Below are 17,281 nucleotides of genomic sequence, written 5' to 3'. Positions count from 1 at the left end.
GCTCGAAAGAGCCGCATGTCTTTATCCGATGTCGCAGGGCATAGGCCAACCAACCGGCTTCACGCGCGCTTCGACAGGTTCAGCACAAACGGAGTTAGGGCGAGGGGCGAGGACGGCTTCACCCTGGTCGAGCTGATGGTCGTCATCGTCATCATCGGCCTGCTGGCGACGATCGTGGCGATCAACGTGATCCCCGCCACTGACACCGCGCGGGTGGAGAAGGCGAAGGCGGACATCGCGACCATCGAGCAGGCGCTGGAGCAATATCGGCTCGACAATCTGGCTTATCCGTCGGCGACCGACGGGCTGCAGGCGTTGATCAGCCCGCCCGCTTCCTTGCCGCAGCCGCAGCGCTACCGGCGTGGCGGTTACATCAAGAAGCTGCCCGATGATCCGTGGGGCAGGCCCTATAGCTATGCAGTGCCGGGCCGGAAGGGTGCGTTTGACATCAGCTCTTTGGGCGCGGACGGTCAGCCGGGCGGCGACAATGAAAATGCCGATGTCTATTCTAGCGAACTTTGAGGCGAAGCGCTGCGCCGGGCTCCAGGGAGTCGCCTCACCGGAGAGGCAGAGCGTCGGCGAGCGCGGCTTTATCTTGATCGAGCTGATGGTCGTGCTGACGATCATCGGCTTTATTTCGGCCGCCGTCATTCTCGCCATGCCGGACCCTCGCGGCCGCGTGATTGAGGATGCCGACCGCTTTGCCGCGCGCGTTGCCGCCGCGCGCGACGAAGCGGTCGTGACGGCCCGTCCCATGGGGGTGTGGGTGTCGGCGTCGGGCTATGGCTTCCAACGCCGGGAAGGGGCGCAATGGGTCGCGTTGGAAGAAAAGCCGTTCGTCACGGCCAACTGGAAGGCGGGTACCCGCGCGCTGGTCGGCAAGGACGGGCGGCAGCAGATCGGCTTCGATGGTACGGGCCTGCCGACAGACGCCATGACCGTGACGCTGGCGCGCGAAGCCGAACGGGTGGCGGTGACGGTGGATATGGCCGGAAAGGTCATGGTCGGTGGCTGAAGGCGCTTCTCCGCCATCCTCGCGTCCAGCAGAGAGGGGCTTTACCCTGCTGGAGATGCTGGTGGCGCTGGCCGTATTCAGCCTGGCCGCATTGGCGCTCGTCCGCTTGCAGGGGGTGACGTTGCGGACGGCCGCGGACCTGGACAGCAAGGCGTTGGGGCAGATCGTTGCACGGAACCTGATGGTGGAGGTGCAGACCGATCCGGCGCCGCCCTCGCTGGGGAGCGAGCAGGGAGAGGTCGATAATGGAGGACGGCGCTGGCATTGGAGCCGCGAAGTTCGCACCATGGACGACAAGCGACTGCTGCAGGTCAACCTGACTGTCGATGGGCAGGGTGGCGCTTCGCCGGTGGTGCTGAGCTTCGTGCGGGTGGTGCAGTGATGGGGGAATCGCTTCAGTCATGTGAGAAGCGGAGCACGGATGAATCTTGCTTCTCGACCCTTCAGCGATGCTCAGGAAAGGCTTCGCTCGAAACAAGCGAATGTCGGGAGAACGGCTTCACGTTGATCGAGCTGCTGGTCGCGTTGATGATCTTTGCGATGCTGGCGGCGGCCGGCGTGCTTCTGCTGGGCAACAGCGTGTCGGCGCAAGCGCAGATCAAGACGCGGCTCGACGATATGGCGGCCGTGCAGCGCGCTGGCGGGGCTTTGGCGGCCGATCTTGGTCAAGCGGTGCCGCGCATCAGTCGCACCGAAGCGGGGACTTTGGCGCCCGCTTTCTGGTCGCATCGGGAGGGAGAGGCCGTACCCGTCCTGCAGTTTGTCCGGGGCGGGTGGGACAATCTTGGCGACCTGCCTCGGCCGTCGCTTCAGAAGGTTGAATATTGGGTGCGGCAGGGCCGGTTGGAGCGGCGGACCTATGCGCAAGTGGATGGGATAGCGGGCGATGAACCGGCTGCCTTGCTGGAGAATGTCGATGATGTCGCCCTGCGTTTCCGCGATGCGCAAGGTGAGTGGCGGGATGAATGGACGCCAACCCAGCCGGACCTGATGCCCCGCGCGGTGGAGGTAACGGTGAGTCGCACGGGTGAGCCGGCGGTGACGCTGCGCTTCATGGTGGGCCCCGGGCCTGCGGAAAAGCTGCAGGAGGAAGCGGCCAATGGCTGATCCCCGAAAAGCCGGTGAGCGGGGCGCGGCTCTGCTGACGGTGCTGTTGCTGGTGGCGGTGATGGCCGTTGTGGCCTCGACAGCGCTGGAGCGGCTGGCGTTGGCGACGCGGATGACGGGCAACGGCGGCGCGGTCGATCAAGCCCGTGCTTTTGCCGACGCGGGCGTGGAGATTGCGCGCCTGCGGATCGGCGATCTGGTTTCGGCCAATCCGGGCAAGACCACGCTCGCGGGCAATTGGATGGGAACGCCCCAGCCTGTCGCCGTTCCGGCCGGGGTTGCAGTTGCGCGGGTGACGGATGGTGGCAATTGCTTCAATCTCAACAGCGTGGTGGCCGGTGAGAATGAGGCAAATCTGAAAGTCCGGCCGGTCGGCATCTCGCAATTCCAGGCCCTGCTGCAGACGCTGGGTGTCGATGCCCGGCAGGCGCAGGTGGCGGCGGCGTCACTCGGCGACTGGATCGACAGCGACAGCGTGCCGCAGCCCGGCGGGGCAGAGGATGAGACCTATGCACAGGCGGCGCTGCCCTATCGCGCCGCCAACCGCTTCATGATCGACGCGAGCGAATTGCGGGCGGTTCATGGCGTGACGCCCGCCATTTATGGTCTGGTGCGGCCATGGATCTGCGCGCTGCCGACCGCGGATTTGTCGCCGATCAATATAAACACGCTTCTGCCCGATCAGGCGGTGTTGTTCGCGATGCTGTTGCAGGGGCAGGTGAGCGTGGCGCAGGCGCGGCAATTGCTGGCGCAGCGTCCGGCCGAGGGGTACGGCAGCACGGTGCAATTCTGGGCGCCGCTTGCTGCCCAAGGCATCAACCCACTTGAGGAAGCGGCCAATCAGGTCAAGTTGACGACGGGATTTTTCGGGGTGGAAGTGACGGTGGATGTTGGGGGGACGCAGGTTGTCGAACGGGCGCTGATCGATGCCCGGCAGAGCCCGGCGCTGTTGATCCGCCGCAACTGGGGAAGCGGCGCATGAGCGTGCGAGATGGCTTGATCGTGGCGCTGCCCGAGCAGGGCGAGCCGATATGGATGCGCGTTGCCGATGGCGTGGTGGCGCAGTCGGGGATCGGGACCAACTGGCTTGCGGCCTGCGGGTTGACGGCTTTGCCTGCTGACACGGTAGTTATGCTGGTGCCGCCTGCGGCCATGGTTACGCTGCATTGGTCCGATTATCCGGAGCTTGCGCCGAGGCAAGGACGGGCGGCGGCGCGGCTGGCGGCGTTGGGAGGGACTATCGTTCCTGCCGATCAGCTCTTCGCGGCGGCGAACGAGAATGACGACCCGGCTCTACCCCACGTCGTTGCGGTGGCGGCGCGAAGCGACATGCAGCACTGGCTGCTTTGGGCGCAGCATCATGGCCTGGATCCCGACATCATCGTGCCTGCGCCTTTGTTGCTGCCAGAGCCGATAGAAGGCGTGGCGCAGGGGGAGCTTGGCGGCGAACTGCTGCTCAGGGGAAAGGACATTGCCCTTTCGGGCGATCTGGCGTTGGTCCTGCCGACTGATGCGATGGTGGAGCCGGTTTCGCCGGATCAGATCGCCGAACAGGCAGTCGCGGCGTTGGAACGACCCCCGATTGACATGCGGCAGGGCGATTTCGCCAAGCGCGTGCGCCGGACTGCCGACAAAGGCACGATCGCACGCATCCTCCTGTGGAGTTCGCTCATCCTGCTGGCGAGCCTGCTGATCGCGCTGATCGGGGTGGTGCGGCAGCATGTGGCGGCGAGCAAGCTGGATGCGGAAAGCCTGGCGCTGGCGCGTCAGGTGGTTCCGGGGGCAGCCGATCTTGATCAGGCGGAGGCGGAGATCGAGCGCCAGTTGGCGGCGCGGGGAGCAGGCGCCTATGCCTTTACGGCGCCTGTCGCGGCGCTGCTCAGCGCATTGCAGGATGCGCCGGCGGTGTCGCTGATGGCGCTTTCCCGCGATCCGGACGGGATGATCCGGGCGACGCTGGCCGGGGCCAGGGTGGAGGAAATCAATGCTGTGCTGCTGGCGCTTCAGGGTGCCGGCTTCACCATCACGGCGACGCCCTCGCAAGATACGGGCGGGCGGGCGCTGGCGGACATCACGGTGCGGTCATGATGGAAGCTTTGCAGAAACTTTGGGCCGAGCGGTCGTCGCGCGAGCAATGGATGCTGGGGGTGATGTTCGCCCTGCTGGCGGTGGTTGTACTCTGGCTGGGCATCATGCGGCCGCTGGTGTCGGCCCAGCGGTCGGCGCATGACGCGCTCATCGAGGCGACGGATCGTAACGCAGCGCTGAGGGCAAAGGTCAAGCTGCTCAAGACGCTGCCGCGCGCGACCGGCAGCGGAGCTGTGGGGGCGAGCCTCGACCAGCTTGTCGGGCAGAGCGCTGGTGAGGCCGGTCTGACGCTGGAGCGGGCGCAGGCGCAGGGGGAAGGGCGTATGGAGATTGCGATGGCGTCGGTAAGGCCGGTCGCGCTCTTTTCATGGCTCGCCGCTCTGGAGGCGCAGGGCGTGCGCGTCGAAACGATGAGCGCGCGGCCCTCGCCAACTGCTGGCAGCGTTTCGATGCAGGCGGTGTTGGTGCGGGGAGCGGGGCTGTGATGAAGCTTCGACTGTCGCGCCGGACGCGCATCGCCCTGATCCTGCTGTTCGCGTTCGGACTGATCCTGTTCATGCCGATGCGGATCGCGCTCGGGCTGACGGGATTGGAGCGGGTCGGGGTGGCTGCGCGGGATGTGCGCGGTTCGATCTGGAGCGGGCGCATCGATCAGCTGATGCTGGGCACGATGCCGGTTGGGTCCGTACGCGCGGCGCTTTCCCCGATTTCGTTGCTGATGGGGCGGGCGCGCATCGATGTCTGGCGGGAGCAGGGCGCTGCGGATGATCTGAGCGGGGCTTTGACAGTCGGTGTGGGGCGTGTCGGCATCGATGATGTGACCGGCACTGTGCCGCTGGGGCGCAGCTTCGCGCCGCTACCGATCGGTAGCCTGATCATGGAGGATGTCACCGCTTATTTCTCCGGCGATCGCTGCGGTCATGCCGAAGGGCGTGTGCGTGCGCAGATGGCCGGGCAGTTTCCGGGCCTGAACCTGTCGCAGGGGCTGTCGGGCACCGTGAGTTGCGACGGCGAGGCGCTGCTGTTGCCATTGGTCAGTCAATCGGGGCTGGAGAAGGTCAATCTGCGGATTTGGCGTTCGGGCCGCTACGTCGCGGAGATGCGGGTCGAGACGGCTGACGCTGTCCTGGCCGATGCGCTGGCGAAGGCGGGTTTCGCCGGTGCGGGCGGTGGGCGGCTGCTGAAGGTCGAAGGGACATTGTGATCGATCCGCTCTGGGCCCTGCTGGGCGGCATGGCAGGCGCGATCGCGGGCAGCTTCCTGGGGACGCTGGTGCTGCGTTGGCCAGAGGGGCGCGGGGTAGCGAGCGGGCGGTCTGCTTGCGATGGCTGCGGCCGGGTGCTGGGCGTCCTTGATCTGATCCCGATGTTGAGTGGGCTGATGCTTGGCGGGCGCTGCCGGACCTGCGGCGCGGCGATCGATCCGCTCCACGGACGCATGGAGGCAGGGTGTGCGATAGTCGGCGCGCTTGCATGCGGGGCGGCGCCTGGTCTGGCCGGTGCGGGTTGGGCTCTGCTCGGCTGGCTGTTGCTGACGCTGGCGGTGCTCGACTGGCGGCACTTCTGGTTGCCCGACGCTTTGACGCTGCCGCTGATTTTCCTTGGGCTGACCCTCGGTCTTTGGGTTACGGATCTGGCGCTGGCTGATCGAGTGATTGGGGCCGCGGCCGGCTATGTGGGATTGGGGGCGGTAGCGCTCATCTATCGCGCGACTCGAGGTCGGGAGGGCTTGGGATTGGGCGACGCCAAGCTGATGAGCGCATTGGGCGCATGGTTTGGATGGCAGGCTTTGCCGTTCATCCTGCTGATGGCCGCGAGCCTCGGCCTCGTTGCTGTGGTGGCCAGCATTGCCGCTGGCAAATCGATTGATCGAACGACTCGCGTACCGTTGGGCACCTGTTTGGCGCTGGCGGCGTTGCCTGGCTGGTGGGTGTCTGTGCTGATCAGGTAATGTGAGGTGGTCCCGCCCGGACCGCTGGTGACCCCTACGGGAATCGAACCCGTGTTTCAGCCGTGAGAGGGCCGCGTCCTGACCGCTAGACGAAGGGGCCGCTGCCGCATTGGCGGCTGGCAGGCGGTCGCATTTAGGAGGGTGCCCGTCGGGCGTCAAGTGAAACCGCAGGCGCAATTGAGGCCATAAAAAACCACCCCATGTTTAACATGGGGTGGCCAAGGTTCAGGGAGGAGACGCCTCCAAAGGGGGAGGCGCCCATACGACACACCCGAAAGGGGGGCAGGTGCGCCGTATGTTCGGAAGATAAAGAAGGTCTCTCCCACTTTCAAGTGGCAGGGAAAAACCTTTTCGACATCATGTTGATATAGATCAACTTTCTTAGTTCAGGCGTCGGCAGGCTGAGGCGCGGCTGGGACGGAAATCGGCCCCTTACCCTGCGCCACCTGAGACTCGAACACTTCGCGCATCAATTGCAGCGAGAAGAGATGCGCGTAGATCAAGGGCAGCATGCCGTTCTGGCTGATCTTGCGGAGCTGGTCGCCGCGCATGTCACGCAGCTTTTCCTCGTTGACCATGCGGAAACCACGATAGACGAAGGGCTGTTCGGTGCCGGGAACCTGAATGGCGACTTCGCCGTCCATCAGCAGGTCGAGTTCCTTAAGGTCCTTCATGAACTGACCGGTGCGCGCAGCAGCCTGCTCAAAATCCTCGCAGAATTTGAGAACGCCCTGGGTCAGTTCAGTGGGTTTGCCATCTTCAAACAGCGGCTGGCCTTCCTCGAACTCGCCGACCGCCTCGCTGGTGGGATCGAAACAGAGCGAGAGTTCGTCGCTGTCGGGACGCAGCTTCGCCAGCATCCAGGGATAGCGGCGGACATAGGCAGGCACATAGGCGGGACCGCGCAGCTTCCCTTCGTCGTCGACAAAGGTGTTTACGCCTTCGTTAAGGCCCATCAGCGCCAAGGGCACCGCTTCATCGCCAGCGGAAAAGATGATCGGGACGAAGCGCTGCGCGGCGACAAATTCATCGACCGTGAGCGGAACGGCATGCTGCTTGGTAAGGAAAGGCGCCGATTCCACCGTACGGCTGCGGTAGCTCGCATGATCAACGCTGCTGAGCGGCAGCAGGTCGTTGTAGAATACGGGAAGATTGTTCGCGGGCGCGCTAGCCATGATGCTGTTCCATTCTGTCAAAAGCAGCGCATGCGTAGGCGCTGCCTTTCCTAAAAACTGGATGAGGGCGATAAAGACGTTGGGGAGGCGAGGCAATCGCTTTGTCGGCCCGTCATGGGACGGCCTCCCATGCTATGCTTCATCCGGGCCAGGGATCAGCTTGCCGGGGTTCATGAGGCCCTGTGGATCGAAGGCTGCCTTGATGGCGCGAAGGGCGTGTAGCCGCGCTGGGCTGGCGAGCCGACCAAGCTCCGCCCGCTTCATCTGACCAATTCCATGTTCAGCTGAGATGGAGCCGCCTGCGGCGACCACTGCGTCATGCACAAAGGCGTTGATGGCCTGGCCTTCGGCGGCGATCCAGGCCGGGCCATCCTTTGTGTCCTTTGGCGCGCGGACATGGAAGTGGACATTGCCATCCCCCAGATGCCCGAAGGAGGAAGCTGTGGTGCCCGGAAATACGCGCTCGGCTGCCGCGGCGGCATCGACCATGAAGGCGGGCATGCGGGCTACAGGTACGCTGATATCATATTGCAGAGCCGGCCCCTGGGCGCGCTCCGACTCTGAAAGGGATTCGCGTATGCGCCAAAAGGCTTCGGCTTGCGCATCATTAGCGGCGATGGCCGCATCCATGGCGAGACCTTGCTCCAGAGCCTCCGCCAGCGCCTGTTCAAGCCGCTCGGCAGGGCTGGGATCGGAGAGGTCTGCATGGTCAACTTCGATGAGGACATGCCAGGGCGTTCGTGTCTCGATCGGGCAGCGGGTGCCAGGAATGTGCGAGAGGACATGGCCCAGCCCATCGTCTGCGATGATCTCGAACGCTTCGACGCTGTCGCCCAGCCGAGCTTCGGCGAGGCGGAGGAGGGCGAGTGCGTCGGCTGGGGATCGAACGCCCACCCATCCTACCGCTCGCGCTGCGATGGCCGGAACGAGGCGCAGCGAGGCAGCGGTTACGATGCCCAGTGTCCCTTCTGCGCCGATCAGCAATTGTTTGATGTCGTAACCGCGATTGTCTTTCTTGAGCGCATCGAGGCCATGGAAAATGCTGCCATCTGGAAGGACAACCTCAAGACCCTCCACCAGCGCGCGCATGGTGCCGTGGCGCAGGACCTGCGTGCCGCCTGCATTGGTCGATACCAGGCCGCCGATTGTTGCAGATCCCTTGGCGCCAAGGCTCAGCGGGAAGCGGCGGCCCGCGGCTTCGGCCGCGTCGTGAAGGGTGGAAAGGATGACGCCTGCCTCACATATGGCGAGGTTGTCGTCCGGCGAAAGGGTGCGAATGCGGTTCATCCGGCGCAGCGAGAGAATCAACGCTGATCCGTCCGCAGGCGGAGTCGCTCCTCCGACCATCGATGTATTGCCGCCCTGTGGCACCAGAGGTACGCCGAGCTCGCCAGCAAGGGTGACGATGGCGGCGACTTCCTCTGTGCTGACAGGCTGCAATATGGCGGCGGCATCGCCGTGGAAGCGTTCGCGCCAGTCAGTGAGCCATGGGGCGATGTCATCCGGGTCGGTGATGACGCCCTTGGGCCCGAGCAGCGCTTCGAACCGGCCGATGATCTCTTGTCCTATCATGGGACGATGCTATGCCCCGGAATTCATCGACGGTTCAACCACCGGCCCATAGCGTGCCGCCCCAAAAGGGGTTCGATTTGCTTCATTCCGTCCTGCTGCTTCTCGTCGCGCCGCATGGGGAACCCGTGCAGCTGGCGCAGATGACGATTGAGCAACGGGTCATCATCCGCGTCCCGATGGCGAAGAAGGGTAAGGCGCCCGCACGCATTGCGCCGCAAGCCGGACGGGCCTGGAAGGAAAAGAAGGGGCCGCGCTGCATTGCGCTTCGTTCGATTCGCTCCGCCAGCGTGGTGGTGGAGAATGGCGTCGATCTCCTGCTGGCGGACAATCATCGCTATCGCGCACGACTGGAGCGCGGTTGCAGTTCTATGGGTTTCTATTCTGGTTTCTATGTTGAGCCGGATGATGATGGGTCATTATGTTCGGGACGCGATGAGTTGCAGGCGCGTAGCGGGCTAAGCTGCGTCATAGGCAGTTTCAGGCGATTGGAAGAGGCTGAGCCCGACGATTAAGGCTTCTTTGAAACGCCCTTGATGCGCGATTTTCTTGACAAGATCGCGATATTTCAGCAAGGCGCGCGCGATTTCCGACGCGTTTCGACATGCTGCGGATAGCCTCTGTGTCCCGGACAACTGAATGACTTTTGCCGATCTCGGCCTTTCCGATGAATTATTGAAGGCCGTCAACGAGGCCGGATATGACACGCCCACGCCAATTCAGGCGCAGGCGATCCCCCCGGTGCTGATGATGAAGGACATTATCGGCATCGCTCAGACGGGGACGGGCAAAACAGCCAGCTTTGTGCTGCCGATGATCGATATTCTGGCGCACGGCCGGGCTCGCGCGCTGATGCCGCGATCGTTGATCCTGGAGCCGACCCGCGAACTGGCCGCTCAGGTCGCTGAGAATTTCGAGAAATACGGCAAATATCACAAGCTCAACATGGCACTGCTGATCGGTGGCGTGCAGATGGGCGATCAGTTGAAGGCGCTGGAGAAGGGCGTCGATGTGCTGATCGCGACGCCGGGCCGCCTGATGGACCTGTTTCAGCGCGGCAAGATATTGCTGAACGGCTGTTCGATGCTGGTCATCGACGAGGCCGACCGGATGCTCGACATGGGCTTCATCCCGGACATTGAGGAAATCTGCACCAAGCTGCCTTCGCAGCGGCAGACGCTGCTCTTTTCCGCGACCATGCCCGCGCCGATCAAAAAGCTGGCGGATCGTTTTCTCAGCAATCCCAAGTCGATCGAGGTCGCTCGTCCGGCGACCGCGTCCACCAACATCACGCAGCGCCTCGTGAAAGTGGATTCGCGCAAGAAGCGCGAGGCGCTGCGGGCGATGCTGGATGGCGAAGAGGTGCAGAGCGCCGTCATCTTCTGCAATCGCAAGACAACGGTGCGGGAGCTGAACAAGAGCCTGCAGCGTCACGGTTTCAAGTCCGGTGAGATCCATGGCGACATCGACCAGTCGGCGCGCATCGCGGAGCTCGAGCGCTTCCGGGCAGGCACGGTGAACATCCTGGTGGCGTCGGACGTCGCCGCCCGAGGGCTGGACATCAAGGGCGTCAGCCATGTGTTCAACTTCGACGCGCCCTGGCATCCCGATGATTATGTCCATCGCATCGGCCGAACCGGGCGTGCGGGAGCGAAGGGTGTCGCCTACACCTTCGTCACCTCCGAGGATGCGGAGGCGATCGACAATATCCAGAAGCTGATCGGGCAGAAGATCGAGACGATCGACGCACCGGCGGCTGCTGCTCCGGCGGCGAAGGCGGAAGAGCCTCGCCGGGCGGAAGGCGAACGAAAGGCAGAGCGGAAGTTCGACAAGCGGCGCGACGACCGGCGGCGGGAAGAGCCGCGCTCGGCCCGTCAGGACGCCAACAGTGCGCGGCCGCGTCGTCCAGAACCGACCGACGAAGGTCCGGACGAGGGCTGGAACGGGCCGGTGCCGGAGTTCTTGTCGGTGGGGTTCGTGGGCTGAGGAATGTCGCCGTCAGGCTCGGTTTGTTCAGTATGACGATTGTCGGGCGCGCCCCGTTCCGGGTTTTATAGCAATCCCATCGCCCGCAGGCTGCTATGTCCCTGTGATCCTATGATGATGTGATCATGTACGGCGATGCTGAGGCGCTTGCCCGCTTCGGCGATCTGGCGCGTAATCTCTATGTCCTGGCGGCTGGGCTCGGGCGAGCCGCTCGGATGATTATGCACCAGGATCAGGGCTGACGACCCTAGATCGATCGCGCGGCGGATGACTTCGCGCGTGTAGATGGCGGCCTGATCGATCGATCCGTCGCCCATATGTTCGTCGCGGATCAGCATGTTCCGGCTGTTGAGGTGGAGGACGCGAACGCGCTCCACAGAGAGATAGGCCATGTCTGCCCGGAGATAATCGAGCAACGCCTGCCAACTGGCGAGCACCGGCCTTTGCGCCACTTCGTTCTTGAGCATCCGAAGCAGTGTAGCGTGGACGATCTTGACCGCCGCTATACTAGTGTCGCCCATGCCGGGTACCCGCCCGATCGCCTGCCAATCGGCGGTCATGAGGCCGCCGATGCCGCCAAATTCCCGCAGCAGCGCCTTGGCCAACGGCTTGGTGTCTCGCCGAGGGATGGCCAGGGCGAGCAGATATTCGATCAATTCATGATCGTGCAGCGCATCGCCGCCGCTGTCCGCCAGTTTCTGCCGCAGCCGTGCGCGATGACCCACGCCGTCATGGCTGACCGCAACATCCCTGTCCGCCAAAGCCTTATCATCCCCCGTTCAGAGAGAACGACCTATGCGTTGCGCAAATGCGGGGCAAGGATATTTAAGGGCGCTGGGACGTTATGCAGGCGTTACGGATCAATGGTGATAGCCGGGGTTGGCGATAAGCATGGAAGTTGAGGACGGCGAAGAGGAATCTCGCCGCGGCTGGCTACGCTGGCTAGGCGTGGGGACCGGCTCCCTGGCGCTGATCCTGGTGGCATTGTGGACTCAGCGTGCTCCGATCGCGGAGAATTTCCTTGGCCGGGAGATGAACCGGCGCGGTGTGCAGGCGAGCTATGACCTGAAGGAGGTTGGCCTTCGCACTCAGCGAATCGAAAATATCATTTTTGGTGATCCGGCCAACCCTGACCTGACCGCGCGGTGGGTGGAGGTGGACCTCGCCTTCACCGGTCTTTCTCCGCATGTGGCAGCGGTAAGGGCGGGCGGCGTCCGCCTGCGTGGCTCTTACCGGAACGGCGTGCTTCGCCTCGGCGAACTGGACAAGTTCCGCGACCCTGAATCCAAGGCGCCATTCAGCCTGCCCGACATCAGAATGGCGTTGAATGATGCGCGGATACGGCTCGACACGGATGCTGGCGTGGTCGGTATGCAGATCGATGGAAAAGGCAATCTGCGGTCGGGCTTCAACGGGCGTGTCGCCACCGCCATGCCGCGCGCTACTTTTGCGGGATGCAGCATGGCAGGCATGACCGCCTTACTTGACGTTGCGATCCGGAATGAAAGGCCGCATCTTTCCGGTCCTGCGCGAGCGACCGCTTTTGGATGTCCCGGAAGCGCCACGGCTATCGCAAAACCTAAGGCCGATCTGGACCTGTGGCTCGGCAAGGCGCTCGATCGGTGGAACGGCCATGTCGATCTGGCGGGCGAAGCTATGAAGTCAAATGGCGCCGTACTCGCCAAGCCGTCGGGACGGATAGAGTTTGATGGCAGCGCAGAGGGGACCTCCGGGCGCGCCAGGATCAATGCCGCTGCACTTTCCTTGGGCGGCGCTCTGACGGGCCCGTCAGAGATCGTTGGTGGATGGAAGATCGGCAAGGGTGAAGCCGAGGCGCAAGGGCGGCTTTCAGCGCATCAGTTGCGGCTTGCGGGGCGTGATCCGCTGGCGGGGTTGAGGCAGTCGGCTGCGGGCACTCCGGTCGCGCCCCTGGCCGCTCGGCTCGCGGACGCAGTCCGTCGGGCGGGTGAGGATAATGTTCTGCAAACGAACCTCGCCTTTTCGCAGCGCGGCAAGGGCGGTAGCATGGTGCTCACCGGTACGCACTTTGAGGCGCGGAGCGGTGCCCGGGTGATGATCCCTGGCGACGGACATGTGACCATCGCCTGGCCGGGGAGAGGGCGCGCTGCGATCGACTGGGCGCTGGATGGGGCAGTAACTACCGGGGGCGGCGGGTTGCCGAGCGGCGCTCTCCGACTGGCGCGGCGGCCTGGCGGCGGGTTTGGCGGACAGCTGTTTCTCGATCCCTATGCAGCTGGCGATGCCCGACTGGCGCTCGAGCCGGTCCGGTTCATTGCTGGGCCGCAAGGCGATACGCGTTTTACAACGACCGTCAGGCTGGATGGTCCTCTGCCTGGCGGGCGGCTGCGCGGGCTGGTAGCGCCGATAGAGGGACAGATGAGCGCGAACGGCGCGATCGCGATCAACCGCCGCTGCATGCCGCTGGCGCTGGAGGAGGCGCGCTATGGCAGTTTCTCGATAGGACGGACGAGGCAGACGCTATGCCCTATTGGCAACGGCGCCCTGTTCGCAGCTGGCCCAGCGGGAGTACGGGCGGGCGCGGAGATTCGTGGCCTCGATCTGCGGGGCCGCAGTGGTCAAAGCCCCATGCGGTTGTCCGCCGATCGTGCGCGAGTCGCTTTGGGACAAGAGGGCTTCGCCCTGACGCACGCTGAATTGGCGATTGGAGCCGAGGAGTCGCCGGTTCGGCTCACGGCGCAGACGCTGGTAGGCAAGAGCGCGGAGCAGGGCCTGAACGGCAGGATCACAGGCGCAGGCGGCAAGATCGGCAATGTTCCGCTGATCGTGGAAGATGGCGCGGGAGAGTGGAGTTTCGCTGCGGGAACGCTGAAGCTGGCAGCTGGAATCATGGTGCGGGACGCGCAAACGCCTGGGCGGTTCGAACGCCTGAGGGTTCCTGACTTCGCGCTCAGCCTGCGGAATGGGAAGATTGCGGCTACCGGAACGCTGCGCGCGCCGCGCAATGATGCGGTGGTAGCTCGCGCCGACGTCGTTCATGATCTGGGATCCGGAAGGGGCAAGGCCGACTTGGCCGTGCCCGGACTCGTCTTTGGCCCCACGCTGCAGCCTGAAGACGTGACGCGGTTGGCGCTTGGTGTCGTCGCCAATGTCAACGCCACTGTTACTGGCCAAGGACATATCCGTTGGGACGGTACGAGAGTCACGAGCGACGGCCTGTTCCGTACCGATAATGCCAATCTGGCCGCCGTTTTTGGTCCGGTCGAAGGTCTGTCCGGCGAATTGCGCTTCACCGACTTGCTGGGGCTGGTCAGCGCGCCTGGGCAGGAAGTCCGGATAAAAATGGTCAATCCCGGTGTGGAAGTGCGGGACGGCATCGTGCGCTACCGGATCGAACCGGGGCAGAAGGTACATATTGAAGGTGGAGGCTGGCCCTTCTCCGGCGGCCAGTTGGTCCTTCTTCCCACCACGATGGACTTCAGCGCTGATGTGGATCGGTATCTGACGTTCCGTGTCATAGGGCTCGACGCGGGCGCTTTCATCCAAACGATGGAGCTTGAAAACATCTCTGCCACCGGGACGTTCGACGGGATCATGCCGTTGATCTTCAACGCCCAGGGCGGGCGCGTGGCAGGTGGCGTGCTGGTCGCGAGGCAGCAAGGAATGCCGCCCCTGATCATGCCGGAAGGCGTGTTGCCGACGATTCCCTGCGATCCGGCGCGCCAATCGGGTACGCTGTCCTATGTCGGCCCCGTTTCGAACGAGCAGTTGGGGGCGATGGGACGGCTTGCCTTCGACGCACTCAAGAATCTGCAGTATAAATGCCTCACCCTTTTGATGGACGGTGCGCTGGATGGCGAAATGGTGACCAATGTCGTGTTCAACGGCGTCAATCGCGGCAAACTGGGCGACGCGCCTGCGGGCATGGCGCGAAATCTGACCGGCCTGCCGTTTATCTTCAATGTTCGCATCACCGCGCCCTTCCGTGGACTGCTTGGCACGGCCAAGTCCTTCATCGATCCGACGACCCTGATCCAGAACAGCATAGGCGACCAGATGCAGGAGAAGATTCGCGAGGGGATTGCAGTTAAGCCTGCGGAAAGCGACACTGTGGGAAACAGGGAGCAGAAATGAAGAGACAAGCGATCTTGGCGGCGGGTTTCGCCGGTTTAGCCCTCCCGGGCTGCATCCAGGTGAAGGCGCCGGACAAGCCGATCGAAATCAACCTGAATGTGAAAGTGCAGCAGGAAGTGGTGGTCCGCCTTCAGCGCGATGCGAAGGACCTCATTCAGAATAACCCGGAGTTGTTCCCGCAATGACACGCAAGTTTTTGATGATCGCCGCAGGCGCGGTTTTTGCCCTCGCTACCGGATTGGTGGTGAGCGCTCCGGCCCGTGCGCAATCAGGCGCCGTCGCCTCCGCTATCGCGGAAGGCGCGGTTGGTGAACAGGCGGACGGCTATCTCGGCATCGCAGGTTCGGTGAGCGCAGCCGTGCGAGCGGAAGTCGAATCGATCAACATCAAGCGCCGCGCCGCCTATACCGACCTTGCCAGCAAGCGCGGAGTGACCGTGCAGGATGTTGCCGCCGCGACGGGATGCCAGACGCTGAGCAGCCGGGTAAAGCAGGGGCAGGTCTATCGTGTGGGCGCAGGACCTTGGCAGACCAAGGGCGCAGGGCCGATTTCGCTTCCCAGCTATTGCGCGACTGCGGGATAGATTTTCGTTCTTTGGCGGAGTTTTTTCCCTGCTTCGTGCGGCAGGGTGATTCTGGTGCCAACTACGGTTGACTATCCCGAAAGCCCTTTCTAAACGGGCCGCGCCTTGACGGGTGCAGCCGCACGCGCCATGCCGCCTGACGTTGGCTTATCTGCCTGAACGGAAAGGAATGGCCATGGCAGCGGATGTACCTGGGCAAGACCCGGCGGATGAGGACGCGCGGATCACTTCTCTTGAGGAGCGGATCGCAAAGGCCGAACGAGCCGAACAGGTCAGGCAGGGGACCACGAAGCAGCAGGCCGACGATGGATCGCGCCTGGGCAACAGGGTTCTCGCCGAATTGATCGGGGGTCTTGCTGGCGGTGCCGTGGTTGGTGGGACTTTGGACTACTTTCTGCGGACATCCCCATGGCTCCTGCTTGCGTTTCTCGGTCTCGGGATCGTGGTCGCGTTCAGGAACATCATCAGATTGACGACGAAGAAGCGTCCCGGCGAATAGGGGCGCTTTTATCTTAGTCCGAATACCAGACGTTACAGGGGTCAACGTGGCAGAATCCGGCAAAATCGATCCGATGCACCAGTTTGCGATCGAACCGCTGTTCGGTACGGATCACTTGTCGCTCGGCGGCTTTAACATCGCCTTCACCAACAGCGCGCTCTACATGGTGGCTGCTGCTGTGGTGCTGTGGATCTTCGTGATCGGCGGCCTGAAGCGCGAACTGGTCCCGGGCCGCTGGCAGATGGCCGTCGAATATATGACGGGCTTCATAAAGAGCCTGTTGATCGCCAATGTGGGCGAAGGCGGCAAGAAGTATATTCCTTATGTCTTCTCGCTGTTCATGTTCATTCTGCTGGCGAACCTGCTGGGCCTGCTTCCGCTTGGCCTGATCGGCCTTCATCCCTTCACCTTCACCAGCCATTTCACGGCGACCGGGGTGCTGGCTATCCTGAGCTTCTCGATCGTGTTGATCGTCGGTTTCTGGAAGCATGGGCTGCACTTCTTCTCGCTGTTCGTGCCCCATGGCACGCCGCTGCCGATGATTCCGGTGATCTTCCCGATCGAACTGGTGTCCTTCATGGTGCGGCCGTTCAGCCTGGGGCTACGACTGTTCGTTGCCATGACCGCCGGGCACGTCCTGCTGAAGGTGCTGGCCGGCTTCGTCATCAACAGCTCGAACGCTGGCGTCGGCTACGGCCTGACGGTCGGTTCGGCGAGCTTCATCCTGATGATCGGCATCAGCGCGCTGGAAGTGCTGGTCGCGGTGATCCAGGCCTATGTGTTCGCGCTGCTGACCTCGGTCTATCTGAACGACGCCGAGAACCTGCACTAAGTTTTCCGCTATTTCTCCAACCATTTGTACAAGTTTAGAAAAGGGAGTTTACGACATGGACGCAGAAGCCGCAAAGCTGCTCGGTGCTGGCCTGGCCGCCATTGGTGCGGGTCTCGCTTCGCTCGGTGTGGGCAACGTCTTCGCATCGTTCCTGGAAGGCGCGCTGCGCAATCCGGGTGCCGCTGACGGCCAGCAGGGCCGCCTGTTCATCGGTTTCGCCGCAGCCGAACTTCTGGGTCTGCTGGCGTTCGTTATCGCCATGATCCTGGTGTTCGTGGCCTGACAACCGCTTGGCGAGCGGGCAGGGCGGCCTTCGCCGTTCCGTCCGCTCGCTATGAATTGACGGTGCCCTGATCGGACGGAC

19 protein-coding genes, 1 tRNA gene and 1 pseudogene are annotated in these 17,281 nt (G+C 63.4%); 17 read left to right on the top strand and 4 right to left on the bottom strand.

The annotated features are described in order from the left end of the window. The first annotated feature begins 15 nt into the window (after nucleotides 1-15). From gspG to ACZ5Y5_RS06205, 9 genes and pseudogenes are all read left to right on the top strand, one after another. Complete coding sequence (gspG, locus tag ACZ5Y5_RS06245) at nucleotides 16-522, top strand: type II secretion system major pseudopilin GspG (RefSeq protein ID WP_464810307.1); 507 nt, start codon at nucleotides 16-18, stop codon at nucleotides 520-522. Next, entirely contained in the window at nucleotides 506-1,015 is a 510-nt protein-coding gene (locus tag ACZ5Y5_RS06240) for a GspH/FimT family pseudopilin (RefSeq protein WP_464810483.1), read from the top strand. Before gspG ends, ACZ5Y5_RS06240 begins: the two co-directional genes overlap by 17 nt. Before the next feature lie 55 nt (nucleotides 1,016-1,070). Next, on the top strand, nucleotides 1,071-1,397 hold the full coding sequence (gene gspI, locus ACZ5Y5_RS06235; protein WP_464810482.1) for a type II secretion system minor pseudopilin GspI: 327 nt from the start codon (nucleotides 1,071-1,073) through the stop codon (nucleotides 1,395-1,397). A gap of 107 nt (nucleotides 1,398-1,504) precedes the next feature. Beyond that, nucleotides 1,505-2,122 (top strand): annotated as a pseudogene (gspJ, locus tag ACZ5Y5_RS06230) (type II secretion system minor pseudopilin GspJ); the annotation flags it as partial. Beyond that, a complete protein-coding gene (gene gspK / locus ACZ5Y5_RS06225) occupies nucleotides 2,115-3,104 on the top strand; it encodes a type II secretion system minor pseudopilin GspK (protein WP_464810306.1) in 990 nt (329 codons plus the stop codon). The pseudogene gspJ and the gene gspK, both read left to right, overlap by 8 nt. Beyond that, on the top strand, nucleotides 3,101-4,210 hold the full coding sequence (gspL, locus tag ACZ5Y5_RS06220; protein ID WP_464810305.1) for a type II secretion system protein GspL: 1,110 nt from the start codon (nucleotides 3,101-3,103) through the stop codon (nucleotides 4,208-4,210). Before gspK ends, gspL begins: the two co-directional genes overlap by 4 nt. After that, nucleotides 4,207-4,695, top strand: coding sequence for a type II secretion system protein GspM (gene gspM / locus ACZ5Y5_RS06215; protein ID WP_464810304.1), 489 nt, complete (start codon nucleotides 4,207-4,209; stop codon nucleotides 4,693-4,695). Before gspL ends, gspM begins: the two co-directional genes overlap by 4 nt. Next, nucleotides 4,695-5,414: a type II secretion system protein N gene (gspN, locus tag ACZ5Y5_RS06210; RefSeq protein ID WP_464810303.1), complete on the top strand. Its 720-nt coding sequence runs from the start codon at nucleotides 4,695-4,697 to the stop codon at nucleotides 5,412-5,414. The genes gspM and gspN overlap by 1 nt, the downstream gene beginning before the upstream one ends. Next, nucleotides 5,411-6,160, top strand: a complete 750-nt coding sequence (locus ACZ5Y5_RS06205) for a prepilin peptidase (RefSeq protein WP_464810302.1) — start codon at nucleotides 5,411-5,413, stop codon at nucleotides 6,158-6,160. The genes gspN and ACZ5Y5_RS06205 overlap by 4 nt, the downstream gene beginning before the upstream one ends. A gap of 25 nt (nucleotides 6,161-6,185) precedes the next feature. On the opposite strand, the gene ACZ5Y5_RS06200 is transcribed toward ACZ5Y5_RS06205, so the two are convergent. The 3 genes from ACZ5Y5_RS06200 to ACZ5Y5_RS06190 form a co-directional block, all read right to left on the bottom strand. Then, nucleotides 6,186-6,260 (bottom strand) — tRNA-Glu (locus ACZ5Y5_RS06200). A 286-nt stretch (nucleotides 6,261-6,546) separates the two neighbouring features. Next, nucleotides 6,547-7,335, bottom strand: a complete 789-nt coding sequence (locus tag ACZ5Y5_RS06195) for a SapC family protein (RefSeq protein ID WP_464810301.1) — start codon at nucleotides 7,333-7,335, stop codon at nucleotides 6,547-6,549. 132 nt (nucleotides 7,336-7,467) lie between these two features. After that, the gene (locus ACZ5Y5_RS06190; RefSeq protein WP_464810300.1) at nucleotides 7,468-8,907 is read right to left on the bottom strand and encodes an FAD-binding oxidoreductase; all 1,440 of its coding nucleotides are present in this window, start codon (nucleotides 8,905-8,907) and stop codon (nucleotides 7,468-7,470) included. Between the two features lie 77 nt (nucleotides 8,908-8,984). On the opposite strand from ACZ5Y5_RS06190, the gene ACZ5Y5_RS06185 reads away from it, so the two are divergent. After that, the gene (locus ACZ5Y5_RS06185; RefSeq protein WP_464810299.1) at nucleotides 8,985-9,419 is read left to right on the top strand and encodes a hypothetical protein; all 435 of its coding nucleotides are present in this window, start codon (nucleotides 8,985-8,987) and stop codon (nucleotides 9,417-9,419) included. A 124-nt stretch (nucleotides 9,420-9,543) separates the two neighbouring features. Then, on the top strand, nucleotides 9,544-10,890 hold the full coding sequence (locus ACZ5Y5_RS06180) for a DEAD/DEAH box helicase (RefSeq protein ID WP_464810298.1): 1,347 nt from the start codon (nucleotides 9,544-9,546) through the stop codon (nucleotides 10,888-10,890). Between the two features lie 65 nt (nucleotides 10,891-10,955). Here ACZ5Y5_RS06180 and radC read toward each other — a convergent pair whose 3' ends face one another. Further along, nucleotides 10,956-11,651, bottom strand: a complete 696-nt coding sequence (radC, locus tag ACZ5Y5_RS06175) for a RadC family protein (protein ID WP_464810297.1) — start codon at nucleotides 11,649-11,651, stop codon at nucleotides 10,956-10,958. 130 nt (nucleotides 11,652-11,781) lie between these two features. On the opposite strand from radC, the gene ACZ5Y5_RS06170 reads away from it, so the two are divergent. The 6 genes from ACZ5Y5_RS06170 to ACZ5Y5_RS06145 all read left to right on the top strand — a co-directional run bounded on the left by ACZ5Y5_RS06170 (nucleotide 11,782) and on the right by ACZ5Y5_RS06145 (nucleotide 17,200). After that, nucleotides 11,782-15,003 carry an intermembrane phospholipid transport protein YdbH family protein gene (locus tag ACZ5Y5_RS06170; protein WP_464810296.1) on the top strand — a complete coding sequence of 1,074 codons (3,222 nt, stop codon included), beginning with the start codon at nucleotides 11,782-11,784 and terminating at the stop codon, nucleotides 15,001-15,003. Continuing rightward, complete coding sequence (locus ACZ5Y5_RS06165) at nucleotides 15,000-15,188, top strand: YnbE family lipoprotein (RefSeq protein ID WP_464810295.1); 189 nt, start codon at nucleotides 15,000-15,002, stop codon at nucleotides 15,186-15,188. Before ACZ5Y5_RS06170 ends, ACZ5Y5_RS06165 begins: the two co-directional genes overlap by 4 nt. Then, entirely contained in the window at nucleotides 15,185-15,586 is a 402-nt protein-coding gene (locus ACZ5Y5_RS06160) for a YdbL family probable chaperone protein (protein ID WP_464810294.1), read from the top strand. Before ACZ5Y5_RS06165 ends, ACZ5Y5_RS06160 begins: the two co-directional genes overlap by 4 nt. A 175-nt stretch (nucleotides 15,587-15,761) precedes the next feature. Continuing rightward, nucleotides 15,762-16,085, top strand: coding sequence for an AtpZ/AtpI family protein (locus tag ACZ5Y5_RS06155; RefSeq protein ID WP_464810481.1), 324 nt, complete (start codon nucleotides 15,762-15,764; stop codon nucleotides 16,083-16,085). Nucleotides 16,086-16,131: 46 nt separating this feature from the next. Next, nucleotides 16,132-16,917, top strand: coding sequence for a F0F1 ATP synthase subunit A (locus ACZ5Y5_RS06150; RefSeq protein WP_464810293.1), 786 nt, complete (start codon nucleotides 16,132-16,134; stop codon nucleotides 16,915-16,917). 55 nt (nucleotides 16,918-16,972) lie between these two features. Beyond that, nucleotides 16,973-17,200 (top strand): F0F1 ATP synthase subunit C, encoded by a 228-nt coding sequence (locus tag ACZ5Y5_RS06145; protein WP_021240110.1) that lies wholly within the window; start codon nucleotides 16,973-16,975, stop codon nucleotides 17,198-17,200. Nucleotides 17,201-17,281: the final 81 nt, after the last annotated feature.

The organism is Sphingobium sp. TomTYG65, assembly GCF_055395525.1.
The sequence above is the reverse complement of the archived record's forward strand: the minus strand, read 5'-3'. Positions and strand labels throughout refer to the sequence as shown.